At 70.9% G+C, this 21,370-nt stretch carries 22 protein-coding genes; 7 read left to right on the plus strand and 15 right to left on the minus strand.

The genetic code is table 11. From position 1 onward, the window contains the following. Positions 1 to 59: 59 nt before the first annotated feature. Positions 60 to 521: a DUF6314 family protein gene (locus tag IEY89_RS06475; RefSeq protein WP_189146288.1), complete on the plus strand. Its 462-nt coding sequence runs from the start codon at positions 60 to 62 to the stop codon at positions 519 to 521. Here the strand turns inward: IEY89_RS06475 and IEY89_RS06480 are convergent. The 3 genes from IEY89_RS06480 to IEY89_RS06490 form a co-directional block, all read right to left on the minus strand. Beyond that, positions 518 to 1,111 carry a histidine phosphatase family protein gene (locus tag IEY89_RS06480; protein ID WP_189146289.1) on the minus strand — a complete coding sequence of 198 codons (594 nt, stop codon included), beginning with the start codon at positions 1,109 to 1,111 and terminating at the stop codon, positions 518 to 520. The genes IEY89_RS06475 and IEY89_RS06480 overlap by 4 nt on opposite strands. A gap of 119 nt (positions 1,112 to 1,230) precedes the next feature. Continuing rightward, positions 1,231 to 1,674: a GNAT family N-acetyltransferase gene (locus tag IEY89_RS06485; RefSeq protein WP_189146290.1), complete on the minus strand. Its 444-nt coding sequence runs from the start codon at positions 1,672 to 1,674 to the stop codon at positions 1,231 to 1,233. 101 nt (positions 1,675 to 1,775) lie between these two features. After that, on the minus strand, positions 1,776 to 3,239 hold the full coding sequence (locus tag IEY89_RS06490) for an aminotransferase-like domain-containing protein (protein WP_189146291.1): 1,464 nt from the start codon (positions 3,237 to 3,239) through the stop codon (positions 1,776 to 1,778). Between IEY89_RS06490 and IEY89_RS06495 the strand changes: the two genes are divergently transcribed. Both IEY89_RS06495 and IEY89_RS06500 read left to right on the plus strand, forming a co-directional pair. Continuing rightward, a complete protein-coding gene (locus tag IEY89_RS06495) occupies positions 3,238 to 4,197 on the plus strand; it encodes a DMT family transporter (protein ID WP_189146292.1) in 960 nt (319 codons plus the stop codon). The two genes, IEY89_RS06490 and IEY89_RS06495, sit on opposite strands and share 2 nt — an antisense overlap. Positions 4,198 to 4,218: 21 nt before the next feature. After that, positions 4,219 to 4,413, plus strand: a complete 195-nt coding sequence (locus tag IEY89_RS06500) for a DUF1918 domain-containing protein (RefSeq protein WP_189146293.1) — start codon at positions 4,219 to 4,221, stop codon at positions 4,411 to 4,413. A gap of 36 nt (positions 4,414 to 4,449) precedes the next feature. Here the strand turns inward: IEY89_RS06500 and IEY89_RS06505 are convergent, their stop codons facing one another. After that, the gene (locus tag IEY89_RS06505; protein ID WP_229695072.1) at positions 4,450 to 5,724 is read right to left on the minus strand and encodes a glycoside hydrolase family 10-like protein; all 1,275 of its coding nucleotides are present in this window, start codon (positions 5,722 to 5,724) and stop codon (positions 4,450 to 4,452) included. A 213-nt stretch (positions 5,725 to 5,937) separates the two neighbouring features. On the opposite strand from IEY89_RS06505, the gene IEY89_RS06510 reads away from it, so the two are divergent. Both IEY89_RS06510 and IEY89_RS06515 read left to right on the plus strand, forming a co-directional pair. Then, a complete protein-coding gene (locus IEY89_RS06510) occupies positions 5,938 to 6,813 on the plus strand; it encodes a 3-hydroxybutyryl-CoA dehydrogenase (RefSeq protein ID WP_189146294.1) in 876 nt (291 codons plus the stop codon). A 192-nt stretch (positions 6,814 to 7,005) separates the two neighbouring features. Continuing rightward, positions 7,006 to 7,263, plus strand: a complete 258-nt coding sequence (locus tag IEY89_RS06515) for a hypothetical protein (RefSeq protein ID WP_189146295.1) — start codon at positions 7,006 to 7,008, stop codon at positions 7,261 to 7,263. Positions 7,264 to 7,279: 16 nt separating this feature from the next. Here the strand turns inward: IEY89_RS06515 and IEY89_RS06520 are convergent, their stop codons facing one another. The 10 genes from IEY89_RS06520 to infC all read right to left on the minus strand — a co-directional run bounded on the left by IEY89_RS06520 (position 7,280) and on the right by infC (position 18,716). Then, the gene (locus IEY89_RS06520; RefSeq protein ID WP_189146296.1) at positions 7,280 to 7,819 is read right to left on the minus strand and encodes an NUDIX hydrolase; all 540 of its coding nucleotides are present in this window, start codon (positions 7,817 to 7,819) and stop codon (positions 7,280 to 7,282) included. Positions 7,820 to 7,948: 129 nt separating this feature from the next. Next, a complete protein-coding gene (locus IEY89_RS06525; RefSeq protein ID WP_189146297.1) occupies positions 7,949 to 9,298 on the minus strand; it encodes an NsdA family TPR-like regulatory protein in 1,350 nt (449 codons plus the stop codon). A 299-nt stretch (positions 9,299 to 9,597) separates the two neighbouring features. Continuing rightward, positions 9,598 to 10,710 (minus strand): PP2C family protein-serine/threonine phosphatase, encoded by a 1,113-nt coding sequence (locus tag IEY89_RS06530; protein WP_373287203.1) that lies wholly within the window; start codon positions 10,708 to 10,710, stop codon positions 9,598 to 9,600. Between the two features lie 360 nt (positions 10,711 to 11,070). Next, a complete protein-coding gene (gene pheT / locus IEY89_RS06535) occupies positions 11,071 to 13,575 on the minus strand; it encodes a phenylalanine--tRNA ligase subunit beta (RefSeq protein ID WP_189146298.1) in 2,505 nt (834 codons plus the stop codon). After that, positions 13,575 to 14,702 (minus strand): phenylalanine--tRNA ligase subunit alpha, encoded by a 1,128-nt coding sequence (pheS, locus tag IEY89_RS06540; RefSeq protein ID WP_189146299.1) that lies wholly within the window; start codon positions 14,700 to 14,702, stop codon positions 13,575 to 13,577. The genes pheT and pheS overlap by 1 nt, the downstream gene beginning before the upstream one ends. A 145-nt stretch (positions 14,703 to 14,847) precedes the next feature. Next, entirely contained in the window at positions 14,848 to 16,029 is a 1,182-nt protein-coding gene (locus IEY89_RS06545; RefSeq protein WP_189146300.1) for a sensor histidine kinase, read from the minus strand. A 54-nt stretch (positions 16,030 to 16,083) separates the two neighbouring features. Next, positions 16,084 to 16,929 (minus strand): TrmH family RNA methyltransferase, encoded by an 846-nt coding sequence (locus tag IEY89_RS06550; protein WP_189146301.1) that lies wholly within the window; start codon positions 16,927 to 16,929, stop codon positions 16,084 to 16,086. Positions 16,930 to 17,196: 267 nt separating this feature from the next. Then, on the minus strand, positions 17,197 to 17,580 hold the full coding sequence (gene rplT, locus IEY89_RS06555) for a 50S ribosomal protein L20 (RefSeq protein WP_189146302.1): 384 nt from the start codon (positions 17,578 to 17,580) through the stop codon (positions 17,197 to 17,199). A 100-nt stretch (positions 17,581 to 17,680) separates the two neighbouring features. Continuing rightward, positions 17,681 to 17,875: a 50S ribosomal protein L35 gene (gene rpmI / locus IEY89_RS06560; protein ID WP_073499621.1), complete on the minus strand. Its 195-nt coding sequence runs from the start codon at positions 17,873 to 17,875 to the stop codon at positions 17,681 to 17,683. A gap of 106 nt (positions 17,876 to 17,981) precedes the next feature. Beyond that, positions 17,982 to 18,716, minus strand: coding sequence for a translation initiation factor IF-3 (gene infC, locus IEY89_RS06565; protein ID WP_189146303.1), 735 nt, complete (start codon positions 18,714 to 18,716; stop codon positions 17,982 to 17,984). Between the two features lie 368 nt (positions 18,717 to 19,084). Here infC and IEY89_RS06570 point away from each other — a divergent pair, with 368 nt between their 5' ends. After that, the gene (locus tag IEY89_RS06570; RefSeq protein WP_189146304.1) at positions 19,085 to 19,441 is read left to right on the plus strand and encodes a DUF1844 domain-containing protein; all 357 of its coding nucleotides are present in this window, start codon (positions 19,085 to 19,087) and stop codon (positions 19,439 to 19,441) included. Here the strand turns inward: IEY89_RS06570 and IEY89_RS06575 are convergent. Next, positions 19,438 to 20,181, minus strand: a complete 744-nt coding sequence (locus tag IEY89_RS06575; protein ID WP_189146305.1) for an SseB family protein — start codon at positions 20,179 to 20,181, stop codon at positions 19,438 to 19,440. The two genes, IEY89_RS06570 and IEY89_RS06575, sit on opposite strands and share 4 nt — an antisense overlap. A 149-nt stretch (positions 20,182 to 20,330) precedes the next feature. On the opposite strand from IEY89_RS06575, the gene IEY89_RS06580 reads away from it, so the two are divergent. Continuing rightward, positions 20,331 to 21,350: a serine hydrolase gene (locus IEY89_RS06580; protein ID WP_189146306.1), complete on the plus strand. Its 1,020-nt coding sequence runs from the start codon at positions 20,331 to 20,333 to the stop codon at positions 21,348 to 21,350. The last annotated feature ends 20 nt before the right edge of the window (positions 21,351 to 21,370 follow it).

Here is a 21,370-nt window from a genome sequence, read left to right on the forward strand (position 1 = left end):
TGTGACCGGAGTGCGTCAATGGGGCGCGCGACAACCGGAGGTTCAGGAGAGGCGGCGACATGGGCGACTTCCGGCCAGTGCCTGATGTGCTGCCGTATCTGGCGGGGAGCTGGCGGCTGGAACGGTCGGTGCGGGATCTCGCGAGCACGGACGAGGGGACCTTCACCGGCACCACGACGTTCAGCCCGTTGCACGGCGGGAGCCCGCGCGGCCTGCTGCACCACGAGTCCGGCACGTTCGTGTGGCGGGGCGTCGCCCGCCCCACCGAGCGGACCCTCCATTTCCTCCCGGGCACCACGCCCGGCACGGCGGACGTCCGTTTCGCGGACGGCCGCCCGTTCCACGACCTGGACCTCACCTCGGGCCGATGGATCACCGGCCACCTCTGCGCGGCCGATCTCTACCGGGGAGAGTTCACGGTCCTCGACGGGGACCGCTGGCGGACGGTGTGGCGGGTGGCGGGCCCCGCCAAGGACCTCGTCCTCACGACGGAATACGCCCGCGCCCGATCGGGCGGCTAACCGCGCGTCGCCTGCGGGAAAGCACCTTCGAAACGCAGGTTCCAGCGGCCCGTACGGCCCGTGACGACGGTCGTGGACAAGGGGCGGACGTCGAGGTTCCAGTAGGTCGAGGGCGGTGCCTTCAGGGCGTAGACGAGGGCGGCCCGGATGACCGAGGGTTCGGCCACGGCGACGATCCGGCCGTTGTCGTCGGCGGGCCGGGTGTCGAGCCAGCCGCCGACGCGCGAGACGAAGTCCACTAGAGACTCACCGCCGTGGGGCGTCGCGCGCGGGTCGGCGAGCCAGGCGTCCACGGACTCGGGCTCCCGGGCCATCGCCTCGCCGAGGGTGAGTCCGCGCCAGCGGCCCATGTCGCAGTCGCGGAGGGCCAACTGGACGAGCGGCCCGTAGCCGAGCGCGTCCCCGGTGGCCCGGCTGCGGGGCGTCGGCGAGCAGTAGCGCAGCTCGGCCGCCGCCAGCGGCAGCAGATCCTGGGCGGCGCGCTGCACCTCGTCCCAGCCTGCCTGGTCCAGCGGCCGGTCGTCGTCGAAGCGCTCGGCGAGCAGCGGGGAGCTGCGCGCGGCGGCGACGAACGTGACCCGAAGTTGCATGCGGCGATGGTGGGCCGGGAAACAACGCAGGTCAAGGGGTGTTACTCAGGAGTTATCGAGGGTCCGCACCGACCCCCACCCGATCGTCACAGAGGCTTTACGTCTGCTCCATGAGGGCTTCACGCGAAGTGGAGCGCCATCCACCGGTCGGGCTTGTCGAGCGGCCGGAAACCGATCTTCTCGTAGACCCCGTGCGCGTCGTGCGTGGCGAGCAGGATGCGGCGCACCCCGAGCGCCCCGAGGTGATCGCGCACCTCGCGCACCATCGCCGTACCGATCCCCGTGCCCCGCACCGACGGGTCCACGTACACATCGCACAGCCACGCGAAGAGCCCCTGATCCGTCACCACCCGGGCGTACGCCACCTGCTCCCCCGACGTCACGTCGTACACCCCGAAGTTGAGCGAGTGCGGGATCACCTCGTCGAACTTCTCCCGGGGGCGGTCCAGCGCCCAGTAGGCGTCGGTCGACAGCCACCGGTGAACACGCTCGACATCGACCCGGGCGGGGTCGACGGAGATCTCGTAACCCTCGGGGAGGGCGGGTACGTCGTCGTCGCTCATGGCGGGAGGTTCCCCCGTCCCGGCCCACCGTGTCGAACCGTTTTCTCACGGCCCGCCCCACGTCAGAGCACCTCGTCAGAGCACCTCGTCAGAGCACCTCGTCAGAGCACCTCCTCACAGGCTGTACGCAGCCTCCGTACCCCCTCCCCGATCTCCCCCGTCCCTGCCACGGCCGCGAAACTCAACCGCACGTGTGCCGCCGGTGGTTCGGCGCTGAAGTAAGGGCGGCCGGGGGTGATCGCGACGCCCGCGCGCAGGGCCGCCGCGACGAGGGCCGAATCTCCCCCGGAGCCGAAAGCCTGGGAGGTGCCCCCAGTGCCGTCGGGAAGGCGCAGCCAGAGGTGGTAGCCGCCCGAGGGGATGTGGGGCAGGGAGAGTTGAGGGAGTGTGGTCAGCAGCGCGGACGTCATGGCGTCCCGGCGGATCCTCAACTCCGTTGAGATCGAGCGGAGATGGCGGGGCCACGCCGGTGAGCCGACCAGCTCCAGGGCCGCTTCCTGCAACGGCCGCGGGACGAAGAAGGTGTCGACGATCTGGATGGCGCGCAGCCGTTCCAGTACCGGGCCCCGGGCGGCGAGCGCACTCACCCGGAAGCTCGGTGAGGTCGCCTTGGTGAGCGAGCCGACGTGGACGACCACACCGTCGGGGTCCTCCGCCGCGAGCGGACGCGGCAGCGGCGCCGCGTCCTCGTGCACCAGCCGCCGTACGAAGTCGTCCTCGATCACGAAGGCACCGGCCTCGCGCGCGATCCGCAGTACCTCCGCGCGCCGCTCCGGCGCGAGCACGGCACCGGTCGGGTTCTGGAACAGGGGCTGGCAGACGAACACCCGGGCGCCGGTCGCCCGGAACGCGTCGGCCAGCAGCGGTGGACGTACCCCGTCCGCGTCCACCGGGACCGGCACCGGGCGCAGACCGGCCGCGCGGGCGATCGCCAGCATGCCGGGGTAGGTGGGCGACTCGACCAGTACCGGAGCCCCGGGCGGGGCGAGAGCGCGCAGGGCTGTCGTCAGGGCCGCCTGACCGCCCGCCGTGATCAGCACCTCGGCCGCCGTGACGGCACCGCCGATGCCCCGCGCGAACCACTCGCGCAGCTCCGGCAGCCCGTCCAGGGGCGGCCGGCCCCACGCCCCGGGACGGCGTCCGGCCCGCGACAGGGCCGCCGCCATCGCCCGCTCGGGCTGGAGGGAGTGATGCAGATAGCCGCCGTTGAACTCGATCACGCCGGGCGGCGGCGCGGCCAGCGAGACGACGACACCGGCAGCGTCCACCGTGCGCGGTACGAGGTCGGCGGCGCCGTCCGCGCTCAGGGCGACCTCCTGCCACGAGGTGTCCCCGCCGGGGCCGGACGCGGGACGTGCCTCGGCGCGGTAGGCGCCGGCCCCCGGGCGGGTCACGACCAGACCCTCGGCGGCCAGCTGCGCGAGCGCCCGGGAGACGGTCACCGGGCTCACCCGGAAACGCTCCACGAGCACCCGGCTCGACGGCAGCTTTCCACCAGGAGAGTAGCGGTTCACCTCCCGTCGCAGCCGATTCACCAGTTCATCCACACTGCTACGCTCTTGCATGAGAGCACACAATAGCGCTACCGCCCCTACCCCGATAGCGGTCAACAGGCGCGCGGAGACCCCGGGCGCCCCCACCGGTCCGCTGCCCGCGGGCTCCCCGACCCGCCGCGCCGGAACCCTTCAGGCCGCCCTCGGCGTCACCGCCTTCTCGCTCACCTTCCCGGCCACCGCCTGGGGTCTGGAGGGCTTCGGCCCGTGGTCGCTGGTGGCCGTGCGGTCCGTCCTGGCGGCGGTCATCGCGGGTGGCTGTCTGCTGGCACTGCGGGTGCCGCTCCCCGCTCGCCGCCACTGGGCGGGGCTCGCGGTCGTCGCCGCCGGGGTCGTCGTCGGTTTCCCGCTCCTCACGACGCTCGCCCTGCGGACCTCGACCACCGCGCACGCCGCCGTCGTGGTCGGCCTGTTGCCGCTGACGACGGCCCTCTGCTCGGCGCTGCGCATGGGCACCCGCCCCTCGCGCACCTTCTGGGCGGCGGCGCTGGTGGGCGCGGCGGCCGTCCTCGCGTTCACCGTCCAGCAGAGCGGCGGCGCCCTGACCAGTGCCGACGCCTATCTCTTCGGCGCCCTGCTGGTCTGCGCCGCCGGTTACACCGAGGGCGGCCGACTGGCCCGGATCATGCCGGGCTGGCAGGTCATCGCCTGGGCGCTGGTGCTGTGCCTGCCGCTCACCGTGCCCGCCGCCGCGCTGACGCTGTCGTACGAGCCTGTGCGGCTCACCGCCCACAGCGTGCTCGGGCTGCTCTGGGTGGCGGCGGGCTCGCAGTTCTTCGGCCTGGTCGTCTGGTACCGGGGCATGGCGGCGATAGGCATTCCGAAGGCCAGCCAGTTGCAGTTGGCGCAGCCCCTGCTCACACTGGTGTGGTCGGTCCTGCTGCTGGGCGAGCAGCTGACGCCGGCCGCTCCGCTGACGGCGGCGGCCGTGCTCGTCTGTATCGCCGTCACCCAGCGGGCCCGTGGCTGAAAGCCGAGAGGAGACCCGCAGATGCGCGCAACCGTGGGCGACCAGCTTGTCCAGCACGGCAGGGTGGTCGGCCAGCACGACCAGGTCACGGAAGTCGTCGAGGTCATGGGCCAGGAGGGCAATCCCCCGTACCGCGTCCGTTTCCCGGACGGGCACGAGGCAGTGATGTCCCCCGGCCCCGACTGCCAGGTCCGCCACAAGGGCGAGGACCGCTAGAGAGCAACCGTTCCAAAACCGCTGAACATCAGCACATCAGCGCGGGGGCATCGCCGGCTGCTGATAGTGGTCGGCGACCACCCGGGCCATGGCCCCGATCCTGTTCGTGCCCACTTCCTTGGCGGAGAAGAAGACGTGCCCCTTCGCCTCGGGGTGGCCCTGGGCAAGGGTCAGATGCCGGGACAGCTCGGCCGGGTCCTGCCAGGCCGCGGGCTGCGCCGGGTCGCCCGCCTTGTACAGCGCCTCACCGACGTACAGCTTCGTCCCCGTACCCTTCGCGACCCCGGCCCACCAGGGCAGCAGCTTGGCGTAGTCGGCGGCGGCGAAGCCGATGTTCCAGTAGATCTGCGGGCAGATGTAGTCGATCCAGTTCTGCCGCACCCATTTCCTGGTGTCCGCGTACAGGTCGTCGTACGTCTGCACACCCGCCCGTGTGTCGGAGCCGAGCGGGTCGGTCGCCACGTTGCGCCAGACGCCGAAGGGGCTGATCCCGAAGTCGGCGCCGGGGCGTACCGCCTTGATGCGGGCGGCCGTCTCCTGGACCAGTTTGTCGATGTTGTCGCGCCGCCAGGAGGCCCGGTCGGGGAAGGCGCCGCCGTACTTCACGTACTCGGCGTCGTCGTCGAAGGCCTGGCCGGCGACCGGGTACGGGTAGAAGTAGTCGTCCCAGTGGACGCCGTCGATGTCGTACTTCCGCACCGCGTCGAGCATCGCGTCCTGGACGAAGCGGCGGACCTCCGGCAGACCGGGGTTGTAGTACAGCTTGCCGCCGTACGGCACCACCCAGTCCGGATGCCTGCGTGCCGGGTGGGAGGCGATGAGCCTGGTGGGGTCGGTGTGGTTGGCGACGCGGTACGGGTTGAACCAGGCGTGGAGTTCGAGGCCGCGGGCGTGTGCCTCCTGGACCGCCGTGCCCAGCGGGTCCCAGCCGGGGTCCTTCCCCTGGGTTCCGGTGAGGACCTGCGACCAGGGCTCGTACGGTGAGGGCCACAGCGCGTCGGCGGTCGGGCGGACCTGGAAGAACACCGCGTTGAGGCGGCGGCTCACCGCCGTGTCGAGGTGGGTGATCAGCTCTGCGCGCTGCTGGGTGGCGGTCAGCCCCTGCTTGGACGGCCAGTCCCGGTTGGCGACCGTCGCCAGCCACATGCCCCGCAGTTCGCGGGTCGCCCGCCCTCCCTTGCCGTTCGACCGGCTCGGCTCCGCACCGGCCAGTGCGGCTCCCGTGACCGCCCCGCCCACGACGAGGGTCGACAGGGCGGTCACCGCGAACGCCCGCCGTGACATGCGCGCGTGCCGCGCCTTCCCACTCATTTCCGTACCTCCGCTGTGCGCTGTGTCGGACACGTCACAAACCGTCCTCACCCGTCCGGGGCCACACTCCCATGGGAGGCCCGGACAATGGGGCAATGGCCGCCGCAGGTAACGTGCAGGTTTGGCGCAGGCCCCGGACGGACGGAAGACCCCGGACGACGGCGGGCCAGCGAAGGCCGGACGGCCCTGAGGAAGATCAGTGAAAGGGACGATGTGACGGACAGCCCAGCGGGAGAGATCTCGCGCGTCGGAGTTGTGGGCTGCGGCCAGATGGGAGCGGGCATCGCCGAGGTGTGCGCCCGCTCCGGGCTGGACGTGAAAGTCGCCGAGACCACCGGCGAAGCCCTGGAGTTCGGCCGTACCCGGCTGTTCAACTCCCTTTCCAAGGCGGCCGAGCGCGGCAAGATCACCGAGGAGGAGCGGGACGAGACGCTGGCGCGGCTCAGCTTCACCACCGACCTCGGCGAGTTCGCCGACCGCGACCTGGTGATCGAGGCCGTCGTCGAGAACGAGCAGGTGAAGACCGAGATCTTCCAGGTGCTCGACCAGGTGGTGACCCGCCAGGACGCGATCCTCGCCTCCAACACGTCCTCGATCCCCCTGGTGAAGCTGGCCGTTGCCACCTCCCGGCCCGACCAGGTCGTCGGCATCCACTTCTTCAACCCGGCGCCGGTGCAGAAGCTCGTCGAGCTGATCCCGGCCCTCACCACCTCCGAGGGCACCCTCGCCCGCGCCCAGCTGTTCGCCGAGAAGGCCCTCGGCAAGCACGCGATCCGCGCCCAGGACCGCTCGGGCTTCGTGGTGAACGCCCTGCTGATCCCGTACCTGCTCTCCGCGATCCGGATGTTCGAGTCGGGCATGGCCAGCCGCGAGGACATCGACAACGGCATGGAGATGGGCTGCGCCCACCCGATGGGCCCCCTGAAGCTCTCCGACCTGATCGGCCTGGACACGGTCGCCTCGGTCGCCTTCTCGATGTACGAGGAGTACAAGGAGCCGCTGTACGCCGCTCCCCCGCTGCTCCAGCGCATGGTCGACGCGGGCCGGCTGGGCCGGAAGTCGGGCTCGGGCTTCTACACCTACGGCTGAGCATCACCCAGCGTCATGGCTGGGCTTGTGCGGGCCCGGCACTCTTCGGAGTGCCGGGCCCGCGGCATTCACACACCGTGTGCGCGCCGGACACGCATATGCCGCACGCACACTCTCCCCACGCGCCCACCAGGCGAGTTGACTCATCATGCACATTCAAGGGATGTGACGACTACGGAAAGGAGCGGACAAGTGACCGCCGATCCCGAACATCCCACGGCCCATGGGGAACTCGCAGAGTTACGCCGCCGCCTCGATGTCGCGTACGCACGCGTCGAGGGAGGGCTGGCTCTGCTCAGCCACCGCACGAAGGAGACGGACAAGGAAGTCGACGACCTGAGCACACGCGTCGTCCACCTCGAACACGGCCGATGGCCCCTGCCGGCCGTCGCGGCCCTCGCCGCCCTCGGGGCGCTGGCCGTGACGGTCTGGCAGATCCTCGGACGCTGAGCGTGTCCCAGGTGTCCTAGGCGTCCTCGCCGAGCCTGAGATGGTGCAACAGCAGCAGCGCGGCCGCCATGTTGGCGGCCGGGACCTCCCCGCGGGCGACCATGTCGGGGACGAGTTTGAGGGGGATCCACTCCCGGCGGTCCGACTCGAAGTCGTCCACGGGGTGGCCGATGTACTCGCCCTCCTCGGCCCAGTAGATGTGGTGCCGGGCGTCGGTGAGTCCGTTGGACGGCTCGACGCTCATGAGATGCCGCAGCGGTCCCGGTCGCCAGCCCGTCTCCTCCTCCAGTTCCCTGGCTGCCGCGAAGGCGATGTCCTCGCCGTCCTCCACGATCCCGGCCGCGAGTTCCCACCCCCAGCTGTCCGTGATGAACCGGTGCCGCCAGAGCAGGAGCACCTCGTTGGCCTCGTTCACCACCGTGGCCACGGCGACGGGCCTCAGCCGTATCAGAAAGTGGTCGAGATGCCGCCCGTCCGGCAGCTCGACATCTGCGAGATTGACCCTGAACCAGCGGTTTTCATACACAGTTTGTTCGTTCTGTTTCGTCCACTGCACGGTTCTGCCACCTTCCGCCGAGTAGATGGCAATATGGCAGCAGGAACGTTCTGACAGCAGGCACACAGGATGCGACTCGGTGCACGGGTACCCGCGAATCCGGGCGCCAAAGGTGCCCGGCGAAGGGTGTCAGAGCGGTACGCGCAGTGCGCCGTCGATCAGTTCGGCCGCCTCGGCCGTGCCCGCGCAGCCGTTGCGCACCAGGTGTTCGCGTACCGCCCGGAGTCTGTCGCGCAGCCGCTGGGACTCCATTCCGCGCGCCTGCTCGGCCATCTGCACCGCGGTGGCCACGGCCTTGTCGGCGTTGCCCCGGCGCAGCTCGATCTGACTGAGCATGGCGAGTCGGTGCACTCTGCCCCGGTCGTGCGCCGGGGTGTCCACCGCGGCCGTCGCATGCTCCCCCGCCGCCGATAGATCGCCGAGGAACAACAGTGCCTCCGCCACCTGCACGTTGACCAACCCCGGCTGGACATAGCCGGTCTCGTCGGGCTCGTACCCGCGCCGGATGCGTTCGGCGGCCTGCTCGGCCCGCCGGATGCAGGACAGCGCGCTGCTGCCGTCGCCCAGGTGTGCGTACGCCTTGGCCTGCATCGCGTAGAGATCGGAGGCCAGCGCCGGCGTGATGTGCTTGCCCGCGGCACGCAGCGCGGCCTCCGCGAAGGCGACGGCCTGCCTGAACTCCCGCATGAACAGCGCCTGGTTGACCAGCAGCCCGATGACGTACGCCCCGAGTCCCTGGTCCCCGCTGGCCTTCGCCAGCCGCAGCGCCTGGTGAAAATAGCGCTGGGCGAGGCCGTGGGCATCGGAGTCGTACGCGCAGATACCGGCGATCGCCACCAACCCGCCGGTGGCCCGGTGCAGTTGGCGGCCGGTGGCGTCGGTGTAGCTGCCGCGCAGCAGGGGTGCGGTCTCGGCGTTCAGGAAGCCGACGATCCGGGTGCGGGTCGCGACTCCGCCGGCCTTGCGGTACATCTGCTCGTAGTGCGCGCGGGCCGAGCGGAGCATCTCGATGTCGGCCATGCTGACCCGGTGTCTGCCGCCGCGCGACACGTCGACGTCCTCGGGCGGGTTCTCCCACTCCCACACCGGCATCACCGCGGGCGTGCCGGTGACGGCGGGGGCGCCGAGGATGTGCGGGCGCTGCTGCTCGTCGGAGCGCCACAGTGCGGTCGCCCGCTCGACGAACCCGGACAGCGAGGTACCGGCCGTGCCGAGCGGCCCGGCGGTGTCACCCGGTACTCCGAGGCCGATGTCGTCCAGCCTGACCGGCCGGTGCAGCCGGGTGGCGAGCACCTCGCAGATCAGGTCGGGAACCTGGCCGCGCGGGCGCTGCCCCTTCAACCACCGCGCCACAGCGGTGTGTTCGTACCTCAGGGCCAGGCCGCGCGCCCGGCCCGCCTGATTGACATGCGCGGCGAGTCCCGCGTGCGAGATGCCCGCCTCGTCGAGGATCGCGTCGAGCAGGGTGTTGGGCTGCATGGATGCCCTCCGGTGGCTCGGTGCCGACGGTGCACCTACCGTGCCCGTCAGCGTAGTGTGTCCGGCTTCACACGGGGTGTGATCGAAGTACGCGAATTCGTAGCGTGTGCACGCTGTCGCGGAGAGTCCCTGTCCGGTTGACTGAAATGCCTCGCAAGAGGCCGCCGGGCCGCCGGCTCCCCCTCGTAAGTGCGGCGGCTCGGCCCCGCCGGTTGAGCACGGGCAGCTTCGGTCGTGGGTTGCCTACGGGTGCGTCGTGGCTTGTCGCGCGGTTCCTCGCGCCCCTGAAGACCCGCAGTTCACGTGACTTGGTGGGCTACCGGAGGTTCCTGTTGCCGCCTGGGGACCTGGGTGCGGTCGTTTCGCAGTACGAGTACGGCTACGTCGTCCGCCGGAGAGCCGCCCGCATGCCGCAACAGGCGGGAGAAGACGGCCCCCAACACCGCCTGCGGCGAGACCGGTTGGGTACGGACGGCGTCCGCCAGGACCGCCGGCAGGGGAAAGAACCGGCCATGAGCGTCCCGGGCGTCCTCGACCCCGTCCGTGTGGAGCAACAGGGCCTCGCCGGGCAGGAGTTGGCCGCAGTGTTCGGCGGACAGCTCGGCCGGCAAGGGGAACGGGCCCAGCGGAGGCATGGGCTCACCGGCCATCAGGACGTCGGCTCGGCCGCCACTGAGCAGATATGGCGACGGATGGCCGCAGTTGAAGGCGCGCACCTCGCCGTCCCCGCGGATCTCCAGAAGCAGTACGGTGACGAACTCCTCGGCGACCGGACTGTCGGGGTCCAGCGCGGCCGAGAGCCCCGCCGAGGGGTGCTCGGCACGTGCGCGCTCCCTCAGGTGCCGGGCCAGCGCCCGCTCCAACCTCCTCAGTACGCCGCCCAGTTCGACCTCGTCGTGCACGGCCTCACGGAAGCTGCCGAGCACGGCGGCGACGGTCCCGATGGCGCCGATGCCGTGTCCGCGCACATCGCCCATCACGACCCGTACACCGTGCTCGGTGGCGATGACCTCGTACAGGTCCCCGCCGACCACGGCACCCCGGTCGGCGGACAGCTGGGCGGCGGCGACCCGCAGACCGTCGATGCGCTGTGGCAGCGGACGCAGCAGCACGCTCTGCGCCGCCCCGGCGACCTGCCGGGCCAGCCTCAACTCGCGCAGGAACGCCCGGCGGACGTGGAGTACGAGCCCGGTCCCGACGGCGAAGAAGACGGCACTGGTGACGATCCGCGCCCCCAGCCCGTTCTGCTGGGCGACCGGACAGGTCAGTTTGTACGTGATCGCCGTGGCACCCCACACCGTGGGCAGCGCGACCGAGAGCACCCGGCGCAGGGGCCACCGCTCGATGCGCCGGGCGACCTGCCGTTCGGGCGGCCGACGCCGCCTCCGGCACCCCGGCCCCGCTTTCCTGATCCGGAACCTGCACCCCCGCCCCACCAACGCGGCCCGCAGCCGCTCCGTCCGGAGCCGAGCCCCACAGGAAACCCCAGCCTTGATACGGATCATGCCGATGGCCCCCCAGTCAGGCCCTGACAACGCAAATCGGACCGGCCTCGAAAGACCGGTCCGATTCTGTCGACCACATGCCCCGAACGGGCCAGATCGCCCCAACTTGTCACCCGAAGGAGTGAAGTGACCGATGGTGGTATGTGTGTGTGAGGGGGCGGGGCACAGCCCCACCCCCCAGGGGCGCGGGGCTGTGTCGATTGCGGCTCCGCCGCGTGGGCGCGACCAGCCACAGCGCACCCGCAGCCGAAACGCCCCCAAACGGACCTAGCTCCTCAACACCGCCCCGGTTCGCTCACCCGCGAGAGCAACCGCCGCATCCCGTGCGGCCGACGCCTCATCGACAGTCAGGGTCCGGTCGGCCGCGCGGAAGCGCAACGCATAGGCGAGGGACTTCCGCCCCTCCCCCAACTGCTCACCGCTCTCGTACACATCGAACAAGCGGATGGACTCCAGGAGGGCTCCCGCGCCTTCCCGCAGCGCCGCCTCGACGTCCGTGTGCGGAACCTCGCGCGCGACGACCAGGGCGACATCCTGCGTGGCGACCGGGAACGTCGAGATCTTCGGGCCCTTGGGCACGCCCGAACTCGCCGCCTCCAGCTCGTCCAGGTTCAGCTCCATCGCACAGGTGCGCGCGGGCAGATGCAGGGCCTTCAGGACGCGCGGATGCAGCTCGCCTGCGTACCCGATGACCTGCTCGGTGCCGTCGGCCACCACCACCAGCTCGGCGCAGCGGCCGGGGTGCCACGGGCCGTACTGGCCCGCGCGGACGAGGAGTTCGGTGCCGGCCTCGTTAGCCAGGCTCCGTGCCGCCTCGATCGCGTCGGCCCAGTCGGCCGGGCGGCCCTTCCCCCACCAGCCGGCCTGCTCGCGCGCGCCCGCGAGGACGACGGCGGCATGCCGGGGCTGGACGGGGAGCGCGGCCGTGAGGGACGCGATCTCCTCGTCCGTGGGACGCCGGTCGACCGGAAGACGCCCGGCGACCAGCAGCTCGTCCTGCGGATGGAACACCAGCCCTGTCTCGAACAGGGCCAGGTCGTGGCTGCCCCGCCCGTCGTTCCGACGCAGCGCGCCGAGCAGGCCCGGCAGCAGCGTCGTACGGAGTGCGGGCTCCTCGTCGGAGAGCGGGTTGGCCAGCTTGACGACCTTGCGCTTCGGGTCGTCGGCGGCCAGGCCCAGCTGGTCGAAGACCTGCTCGCCGATGAACGGGTAGTTCAGCGCCTCGACATAGCCCGCCCCGGCCAGCGCACGGCCGACCCGGCGGTGCAGTCGCTGCCGGTCGGTCAGACCGCGCCCCGCCGGGGGCTTGGGCAGGGTGGAGGGCAGGTTCTCGTAGCCCTCCAGCCGGATGACCTCTTCGGCGAGGTCGTTCGGGTCCGTCAGGTCGGGGCGCCAGGACGGGACGGTGACGATCAGCTCGTCCTGCCCGTACACGTCGCAGCCGACCTGCTGGAGACGGCGTACGACGGTCTCGCGGCCGTACTCGACGCCTGCCACCCTGTCCGGGTGGTTCGCCGGGATGGAGATCGTGCGCGGCGCGGACGGCGAGATGACCTCGGTGACGCCCGCGTCGGCGGTGCCGCCGGCGAGGAGGACCAGGAGGTCCACCGTGCGCTGGGCGGCGGCCGACGCGGCCTGCGGGTCGACGCCGCGCTCGAAGCGCTTGGACGCCTCGGAGGCCAGCTTGTGACGGCGGGCCGTGCGCGCGATGGTGATCGCGTCGAAGTGGGCGGCCTCGATGACGACCTCGGTGGTGGTGCCCTCGGTGTCGTCGATCTCGGTGTTGGCGCCGCCCATGACGCCCGCGAGGCCGATGGCGCCCCGGTCGTCGGTGATGAGCAGGTCCTCGGCGTCCAGCGTGCGCGTGACGCCGTCGAGGGTGGTGAGCTTCTCGCCCGGCTCGGCCCGGCGCACGCCGATCGCACCCTGGACGCGGGAGCGGTCGTACGCGTGCAGGGGCTGGCCCAGTTCCAGCATCACGTAGTTGGTGATGTCGACGGCGAGCGAGATCGGGCGCATACCCGCCTTCTGGAGGCGGCGCCTGAGCCAGATCGGGGACTTCGCGTCCGGGTCGAGCCCGGTCACCGTGCGGGCGGTGAAGCGGTCGCAGGCGAACGGGTCGGCGACCTCGACCGGGTAGCCGTACGCGTTGGGCGCCGGTACGTCGAGCAGGGCCGGGTCGCGCAGCGGCAGACCGTAGGCGATGGCGGTCTCGCGGGCGATGCCGCGCAGCGAGAGCGCGTACCCGCGGTCGGGCGTGACGGCGATGTCGAGGACCTCGTCGACGAGCTGGAGCAGTTCGATGGCGTCGGTGCCGACCTCGTGCTCCGGCGACAGGACGATGATGCCGCCGGTGCCGTCGTCGCCCATGCCCAGCTCGTCGCCGGAGCAGATCATGCCGTGGGAGGTGTGGCCGTACGTCTTGCGCGCGGCGATCGCGAAGTCGCCGGGCAGGACGGCGCCCGGGAGGACCACGACGACCTTGTCGCCGACGGCGAAGTTGCGCGCGCCGCAGACGATCTCCTGGGGCTCGCCGGTGCCGTTGGCGGTGCCGACGTCGACCGTGCAGAAGCGGATCGGCTTCTTGAAGCCCTCCAGCTCCTCGATGGTCAGCACCTGGCCGACGACCAGCGGACCCTTGAGACCGGCGCCGACCTGCTCGACGGTCTCGACCTCGAGGCCGACCGTGATGAGCTTCTCCTGGACGTCCCGGCCGGTCTGAGTCGCCGGCAGGTCGACGTACTCCCGCAGCCAAGAAAGCGGGACCCGCATCAGATCTCCATCCCGAACGGCCGGGTGAACCGGACGTCACCCTCGACCATGTCTCGCATGTCCTCGACGTTGTGGCGGAACATCAGCATCCGCTCGATGCCGAACCCGAAGGCGAATCCGCTGTACTTCTCGGGGTCGACGCCGCACGCGACGAGCACGCGCGGGTTGACCATGCCGCAGCCGCCCAGCTCGATCCAGCCCTCGCTGGAGCAGGTCCGGCAGGGGCGGTCGGGGTTGCCGACGGACGTGCCCTTGCAGACGTAGCAGAGCATGTCCATCTCGGCGGACGGCTCGGTGAAGGGGAAGTAGTTGGGCCGCAGCCGCGTCTTCATGTCCGAGCCGAAGAGCGACTGGACCATGTGGTCCATGGTGCCCTTGAGGTCGGCCATGGTCAGGCCCTCGTCGATGGCGAGGAGCTCGATCTGGTGGAAGACGGGGGTGTGCGTGGCGTCCAGCTCGTCCGTGCGGTACACGCGGCCGGGGCACACGATGTAGACCGGCGGCTCGCGGTCGAGCATGGAGCGGGCCTGCACGGGCGAGGTGTGCGTCCGCAGCACGACACCGGACTCGTCGCCGGCAGTGCCCTTGGGGCCCTCGACGAAGAAGGTGTCCTGCATCTGCCGGGCCGGGTGGTCCGGGGTGAAGTTCAGGGCGTCGAAGTTGAACCACTCCGCCTCGACCTCGGGGCCCTCGGCGACCTCGTACCCCATGGAGACGAAGACGTCCGCGACGCGCTCCATGAACGTGGTCAGCGGGTGGCGGGCGCCGGCCCGCGCGCGGTCGTACGGCAGTGTGACGTCCACCGCCTCCTCGACCAGCACGCGGGTGTCCCGCTCGGCCTCCAGCTCGGTCTGGCGGCCGGCGAGCGCCTTGCTGACGGCGCCCCGGGCCTGGCCGACGAGCTTGCCCGCGGCGGCCTTGGCCTGTGGGGGCAGCGCGCCGATCTCGCGGTTGGCGAGGGCCAGCGGCGAGGTTCCGCCGGTGTGGGCGACCTTGGCCTCCTGGAGCGCGTCGAGAGAGTCCGCGGCGGCGAAGGCGGCGAGCGCCTCGTCCCGCATGCGCTCGATCGCTTCCGGTTTCAGGGCCTCGACCTCTACAGGGTCGTACGACTTGTTCGGTGCCGACATCTCTTCCCGTGCTTCCGGTTGGCTGGCGGATGGTCCCCGTCTACGGCTCGGAGACGAATGGTCCACAGAGAGGGACGCAAAGGTGCCAAAGGCCGATTCTAACGGGGGTGAGGTGGGGGAACGCGCCCGTGGGGCCTCGTCGGCGTTACTGCAGGTACGCCGGGGTGCTCACGGGCAGCATAAATCGGAACTCGGCGCCGCCGCCGGGGGCGCGGCCGACCGTGATGGAGCCGCCGTGGGCCTCGACGATGCCCTTGACGATGTACAGCCCAAGACCGGTGCCGCCGCGCTTGCTGCCCCGCCAGAAGCGGGTGAAGACGCGGTTCATGGACTCCTCCGGGATGCCGGGCCCTTCGTCGCTCACCGTGACCGACGTTGCCGTGTTCTGGTCGGCGTCCCCTTCACGCGGGGACAGCGCGGCCGTGACCTCGATGGTGACGGTTCCCTCGCCGTGGCGCACCGCATTTTCCAGCAGGTTGCTCAGCACCTGGTCGACCTTGTCGGGATCCGCCCAGAGCGCGGGCAGCGGCTGCTCTATCCGGAGCAGGAACCGGTCGGCGGTCTGGCCCGCGGCCACGTACGCCTGGATGTGCCGACCGACGGCGGCGCCCATGTCGACGGGCTGGCGGCGCAGTTCGAGTCGTCCGGAGTCGATGCGCGAGATGTCGAGCAGCTCGGCGATGAGCCGGGTGACGCGGTTGGCGTCGGCGTCGACGGTCTCCAGCATCAGTTTCTTCTGGTCGTCGGTGAACCGTTCCCACTTCGCGAGCAGGGTCGCGGTGAAACCCTTGACGGAGGTGAGCGGTGAGCGCAGCTCGTGGGCGACGATGGCGATCAGTTCGGCGTGACTGCGCTCGGTGCGGCGGCGGGCCTCGGTGTCACGCAGGGAGACGACGACCCGGCGGATCGGTCCGGTGGGGTGCGTACGGAGGTAGCGCGCCGAGACGAGCACCTCGCGCCCGCCGGGCAGCAGCAGGTTCCGCTCGGGCTGGCCGTTCCTGATCGCGAGCCCGCCGTACGGGTCGGTGAGCTGCCACCAGCGGCGGCCTTCCAGGTCTTCCAACGGAAGGGCCCGGTCGAGCCGCAGGCCGAGGGCCTCGGCGGCGGGGACGGTGGTGATGCGCTGGGCGGCGGCGTTGAAGCAGATCACCCGGCCGTGCTCGTCGGCGACGACGAGTCCGTCGGGCAGATCGTCGGGGTCGATGCCCAGCTCGGCTCCGAGTCCGGCTGCGGGCCCAGCTCCTGGCCCGGCGGGATCACCGTGCGGGGAGGCGGGTTGGCTCCGCAATTCCCATGCCCCCAGTGTTCCGCTCGTGCCGACAGTCATCCCCGAACCCCACCTCTCGGACTGGCGCAGTGGGCCCCCGAGCCCGTCACCCTACTAGCTCTCGGTGACGGAGCGGCACCCTCCGGAGGCGCGCTGTGCACGGGCGGACGCGTAGAGACATACGGCGGCGGCGGTCGCCAGGTTCAGGCTTTCCGCCTTTCCGTGGATCGGAACGCGCAGGACGGCGTCGGTCAGTGCGCGCGTCTCCTCCGGAAGCCCCCAGGCCTCGTTCCCGAACACCCAGGCGGTGGGCCCGCCCATGGTCCCCTTGTCCAGCTCGTCGTCGAGGTCGTCCGGGCCCGCGCCGTCGGCGGCCAGAATCCGTACGCCGGCGTCCCTGAGCCCGGCCACCGCCTCCTCGACGGGCACACCGACGGCCACGGGCAGATGGAACAGGGAGCCCACGGAGGCCCGTACGGCCTTGGGGTTGTACAGGTCCACGGAGGCGTCGGTGAGGACGACCGCCTCGGCGCCCGCGGCGTCCGCGCACCGCAGTACGGTGCCGGCGTTCCCGGGGTCGCGCACGTTCGCGAGAACGGCGACGAGGCGGGGCCGTGCCGTGAGGATCTCCGCGAACGGGGTGTCGACGAACCGGCAGATCCCGACGAGCCCCTGTGGCGTGACGGTGGTGGTGATGTCGGCGATGACGTCCTCGTCGGCGAGGTGCACACGGGCTCCGGAGGCGCGCGCCTCCCCGACGATGTCGGCGTACCGCTCCGCGGCGTCGACCGTCGCGAACAGTTCGACCAGGGTGTCCGTGTGCCCGGCCGCCTCCCGCACGGCCTGCGGCCCCTCGGCGAGGAACAGCCGTTCCTTCCCCCGGAAGTTCCGCTTCGCGAGCCGCCGCGCGGCGGAGACACGGGCGGAGCGCGGGGAGATCAACTCGGGGGTGGCGGGCATGGGGCACCTTTTCGAGGGGTCGGTTCGTTGTCGGGTGCGGGTGCGTGGGGGGGCTGGTCGCGCAGTTCCCGGCGCCCCTGAAGGACACGGCCCCTGCGGGCCGAAAAGCACGGGCGCAGCCCCTGCTTTTCAGGGGCGTGGGGAACTGCGCGAGAAGCCCCACCGGGCCCGCACCCGACAACGCACCCCAAAACGCCCGGGCCCACAGGCGGCGAACACCTGTGGGCCCGGAATCACATCACACGCGGCTCAAGGCCAGCGCCGGCGTCACGCCGCCTTGGGCGCGTTGACGTCCGACGGCAGGGCCTTCTGCGCGACCTCGACGAGCGCGGCGAACGCGGGGGCGTCGTTGACGGCGAGCTCGGCCAGGATCTTGCGGTCGACCTCGATGTTCGCGGCGTTCAGACCCTGGATGAAGCGGTTGTAGGTGATGCCGTTGGCGCGGGCAGCGGCGTTGATGCGCTGGATCCACAGCCGACGGAAGTCGCCCTTGCGCTTCTTGCGGTCGTTGTAGTTGTAGACCAGGGAGTGGGTGACCTGCTCCTTGGCCTTGCGGTACAGGCGCGAACGCTGACCGCGGTAACCCTTGGCGGCCTCGAGGATCGCCCGGCGCTTCTTGTGGGCGTTTACTGCCCGCTTGACGCGTGCCACTTTTAACTCCTTGCAGCGGGGCCGTGGGTGTGGTCACACGGCCCGATTTCGATGAGGTCCCGGTCTTCAGACGTACTTGCGGCGCACAGGCGCCGGTACGTCACTTGCCGAGAAGCTTCTTGATCTTCTTGGCGTCGCCCGGGGCCATCTCGGCGGTGCCGGTGAGGCGGCGCGTCACGCGGGACGACTTGTGCTCGAGCAGGTGGCGCTTGCCGGCACGCTCGCGGAGCACCTTGCCGGAGCCGGTGATCTTGAAGCGCTTGCTGGCACCGCTGTGCGACTTGTTCTTCGGCATAGCGCCGTTCTCTCCTCGTCAGTGCCGTCCCGGTGCCCGGTCGTGAAACCGGGCACGGTGGAACGTCATGTGTATGGGTTGGCATCCCAGGGCGTGAGCCCCGGGATCACACCTCGGCGGACGCCGGAGCCGGAGCCTCGGCGGTCTCCTCGGCACTGTCCACGTCGTCGGCGGTGTCCACGTCGTCAACGAAGTCCTCGTCGACTCCGTCGCTCTCCGCGGCGTTCTGCGACTTGCCCGGGTTGGCCTTCGCTTCTGCCTTACGGACCGCCTGGGCCTCACGGGCCTCGGCCATCGCCTCGGTCTTCTTCTTGTGCGGACCGAGAACCATGATCATGTTCCGGCCGTCCTGCTTCGGGTTCGACTCGATGAACCCGAGATCCTCGACGTCCGTCGCGAGCCGCTGCAGCAGTCGGTAGCCCAGTTCGGGCCGGGACTGCTCGCGACCACGGAACATGATCGTGATCTTGACCTTGTCGCCCTGCTTGAGGAACCGGACGACGTGACCCTTTTTGGTGTCGTAGTCGTGCGGGTCGATCTTCGGCCGGAGCTTCATTTCCTTGATGACCGTGTGCGCCTGGTTCTTGCGCGCCTCACGGGCCTTCATGGCCGACTCGTACTTGAACTTCCCGTAGTCCATGAGCTTGCAGACCGGCGGGCGCGCGCTCGCCGCCACCTCGACCAGGTCGAGGTCGTACTCCTGCGCAAGCTCCAGGGCCTTGGCAAGCGGAACAATCCCGACCTGCTCGCCGCTGGGACCGACAAGTCGCACTTCGGGAACGCGAATCCGGTCGTTGATGCGGGGCTCGGTGCTGATGGATCCTCCTCGGTAGCACCACACGGCGGTCTGGCGGACAGCCGCGTATGTCTCTGATGACAGTGGGACCAACCACCGAGGCACATGAAAAATGCCCCGCCGGGACACAGGCGGGGCTCCAATGGCATACCGGAACACCGCCGCGGTCAACCGCGGGGCGCACATCGGGCGACTCCATCGTCCGTACGGAACGATGGTGGCCGCCTGACCGGGTGACCCGCCATCCGTGAGGACGGTCGGGTGGGAGATCGGAGCCTCCACTTGTGGGCCGGGCACGTAAATGCCCAGCCGGTCGTTCCAAAAGGTTAACACCAAGAGGGAGTAGGTGCTAACCCGCGGGCACAGGGCTCCCGCGCCCCGGCCGTTGCGGGACTGGGCCTATCGTGTGGGTCATGAGTGAGACCCCTCCCCAGAACGCCGACTTCGACGCCATGACCCGCGACATCGCCGAGGTCCCGGCGGTCGAGGTGATCGTGACGGTCGCCGTGAACCTGATGAGCGCCGCCGCCGTGAAGCTCGGTCTGACCGACGAGGGCGACAAGTACAAGGACCTGGACGAGGCCCGCAAGCTGGTGCACGCCCTCGCCGGTCTGCTCGACGCGAGCACGACGGAGATCAGCTCCTTCCACGCGGCCCCGCTGCGCGACGGCCTGAAGTCGCTCCAGCTGGCGTTCCGCGAGGCGTCCCTCGTCCCGGACGACCCGGGCCAGGGCCCCGGCGAGAAGTACACGGGTCCGGTCTACGGCTAGGAGCCGGTCAGGGAACGCACGTAGAGGGGCTCGCCGGGCGGCGTCGCTCCGGCCGGCAGGAGTGCCAGGTCGAGGCCGCGCACCAGGCGGGCCCTGAGCGTTTCGTCTGCGGCGAGGCGCCCGGCGACCGCACGGGCGGCGGCGGCCGGGGGTGCCGCGGGGTCCAGTACGAGCGCGAGGGTGCCGTCGGCCTCTCCCGGGCCCAGGTGGGCGCGGACCACGGCCGGCTCGGCGGCCACGACGGCCCGTACGGCGTCGACCACCGCGGGATCGGCGAGCGGATCCGCCGTCGTACGCCCCTCGGCGAGCGCGCGCAGCGCGGGACCGCTCAGCTCGTAGGGCACGGGTCCGGCCAGGTCGATGACGATCGTGTCCGCCTTCTCGTGCACGGCTGCCTGGATGGCCTGGTGCAGGGGTACGGCGACGGGGCGGGCGGCCGGGTCCCAGCGGGCGAGCGAGTCGGTGGACGTGAAGGCAGGCAGGGCGGTCCGGTCGCCGGCTCTAAGGGTCGGTACGGCCATGTCGCTGGTCTTCTCGTGGCGCAGCCCGTTCTCGTCCTCCTCGACCTCCCCCAGTACGGCGACCACGGGGACGAGCAGCCGGGCCCCCTTGAGGGCCGCCAGCACCGGTCCGACGGCGGTGCGGTCCTCGGCCCAGGCCGCCAGCGCGGCGCTCAGCCGGGGGTCGGCACTGCCGTCGTCGTCGGGAAAGCCGGAGTCGGGAATGTTCTTGTTCGCCACGGTGACCGACCCTATCGGGGGATCGCTCCTGGGCTTTCGCCGCCCCGGAAACCCGCCGTTCACCGGATTCACGGGATTCTCAGTCATCGCTGACACACATCTAACATTCGGCTAATCAACCGCACAGTCAGGGCCGCCAGCATCACGGCATGGCCTCTGAGAGAGCTCCCCGGCGTCGGTCGCTCGTCCGCATCGTCCTCGCCTCCGCGGTGGTCATGGGTGGCACGGGGGTGGGCACCGCGTATGTGAAGGCACAGGCACAGGCTCACGCGGACGTGGGCCGCGTAACGTCGGCGGCGGCAGCGCCCGTGGCGGCCGGAGCGAGCGAGGAGACGTCGGTGAAACCCGTCGTGAATCCCACGGTGGCAGCGGATCCCACGGTGGCACCGGACACGCTGCTGTCCGATGCGATGAGGCCGGTGACCGCGGCGGCCGAGGACGGGGCCGAGGTGTCCGTGGCCGTGTTCGACGTCGCGTCGGGCGACAGCGCCGCCTACGGGGACGGGGCGTTCGACACGGCGAGCATCGTCAAGGTGGACATCCTGGCGACGCTGCTGCTCCAGGCGCAGGACGAGGGCCGGAGTCTCACCGCGCAGGAGAAGCGGTACGCCACCTCGATGATCGAGGTCAGCGACAACGCGTCGGCGTCGGCCCTGTGGACGGCGATCGGCCGGGCGGAGGGTCTCGCCGCCGCCAACAAGCGCTTCGGACTGACGGACACCGAGGGCGGGTCGGGCATGCTGTGGGGCCTGACCCAGACCACGGCGGCCGACCAACTCACCCTGCTCCAGCAGGTGTTCGCGGAGAACGGGGCCAGCGGGGACAGCGGGGAGGCCTCGGAGCTCAACGAGGCGTCCCGGACGTACCTCCAGGGGCTGATGGGGTCGATAGCCGAGGACCAGGACTGGGGGGTGTCGGCCGCGGGGGCCGCGAGTACCGCCGATCGCCGGTTCGCCCTGAAGAACGGGTGGTTGCCGCGTACGGCGACCGGGCTGTGGGACGTCAACAGCATCGGGCGGGTGACGACGGCGGACGGGCGGGAGTTCCTGGTCGCGGTGGTGTCGAAGGGCAACACGACGAAGGCGAAGGGGATTTCACTGGTGGAGTCGGCGGCGCGGGCGGCGGTGTCGGTGTTCGCCGTGGACTCCGGTACGGCCGACCAGTCCTGACGAGCGGTCAGGTCAGGTCA

It is taken from the genome of Streptomyces lacrimifluminis (assembly GCF_014646095.1).
GTDB lineage: Bacteria > Actinomycetota > Actinomycetes > Streptomycetales > Streptomycetaceae > Streptomyces > Streptomyces lacrimifluminis.

Coding starts and splice junctions, on each gene's coding strand:
- IEY89_RS06480 (WP_189146289.1), bottom strand. CDS start 1,111: ATGCAACTTCGGGTCACGTTCGTCGCCGCCGCGCGCAGCTCCCCGCTG.
- IEY89_RS06525 (WP_189146297.1), bottom strand. CDS start 9,298: ATGCAGCCCAACACCCTGCTCGACGCGATCCTCGACGAGGCGGGCATC.
- IEY89_RS06495 (WP_189146292.1), top strand. CDS start 3,238: ATGAGAGCACACAATAGCGCTACCGCCCCTACCCCGATAGCGGTCAAC.
- IEY89_RS06475 (WP_189146288.1), top strand. CDS start 60: ATGGGCGACTTCCGGCCAGTGCCTGATGTGCTGCCGTATCTGGCGGGG.
- pheS (WP_189146299.1), bottom strand. CDS start 14,702: ATGTCGGCACCGAACAAGTCGTACGACCCTGTAGAGGTCGAGGCCCTG.
- IEY89_RS06570 (WP_189146304.1), top strand. CDS start 19,085: ATGAGTGAGACCCCTCCCCAGAACGCCGACTTCGACGCCATGACCCGC.
- IEY89_RS06505 (WP_229695072.1), bottom strand. CDS start 5,724: ATGAGTGGGAAGGCGCGGCACGCGCGCATGTCACGGCGGGCGTTCGCG.
- IEY89_RS06545 (WP_189146300.1), bottom strand. CDS start 16,029: ATGACTGTCGGCACGAGCGGAACACTGGGGGCATGGGAATTGCGGAGC.
- IEY89_RS06580 (WP_189146306.1), top strand. CDS start 20,331: ATGGCCTCTGAGAGAGCTCCCCGGCGTCGGTCGCTCGTCCGCATCGTC.
- IEY89_RS06550 (WP_189146301.1), bottom strand. CDS start 16,929: ATGCCCGCCACCCCCGAGTTGATCTCCCCGCGCTCCGCCCGTGTCTCC.
- IEY89_RS06490 (WP_189146291.1), bottom strand. CDS start 3,239: ATGCAAGAGCGTAGCAGTGTGGATGAACTGGTGAATCGGCTGCGACGG.
- rpmI (WP_073499621.1), bottom strand. CDS start 17,875: ATGCCGAAGAACAAGTCGCACAGCGGTGCCAGCAAGCGCTTCAAGATC.
- IEY89_RS06485 (WP_189146290.1), bottom strand. CDS start 1,674: ATGAGCGACGACGACGTACCCGCCCTCCCCGAGGGTTACGAGATCTCC.
- pheT (WP_189146298.1), bottom strand. CDS start 13,575: ATGCGGGTCCCGCTTTCTTGGCTGCGGGAGTACGTCGACCTGCCGGCG.
- IEY89_RS06500 (WP_189146293.1), top strand. CDS start 4,219: ATGCGCGCAACCGTGGGCGACCAGCTTGTCCAGCACGGCAGGGTGGTC.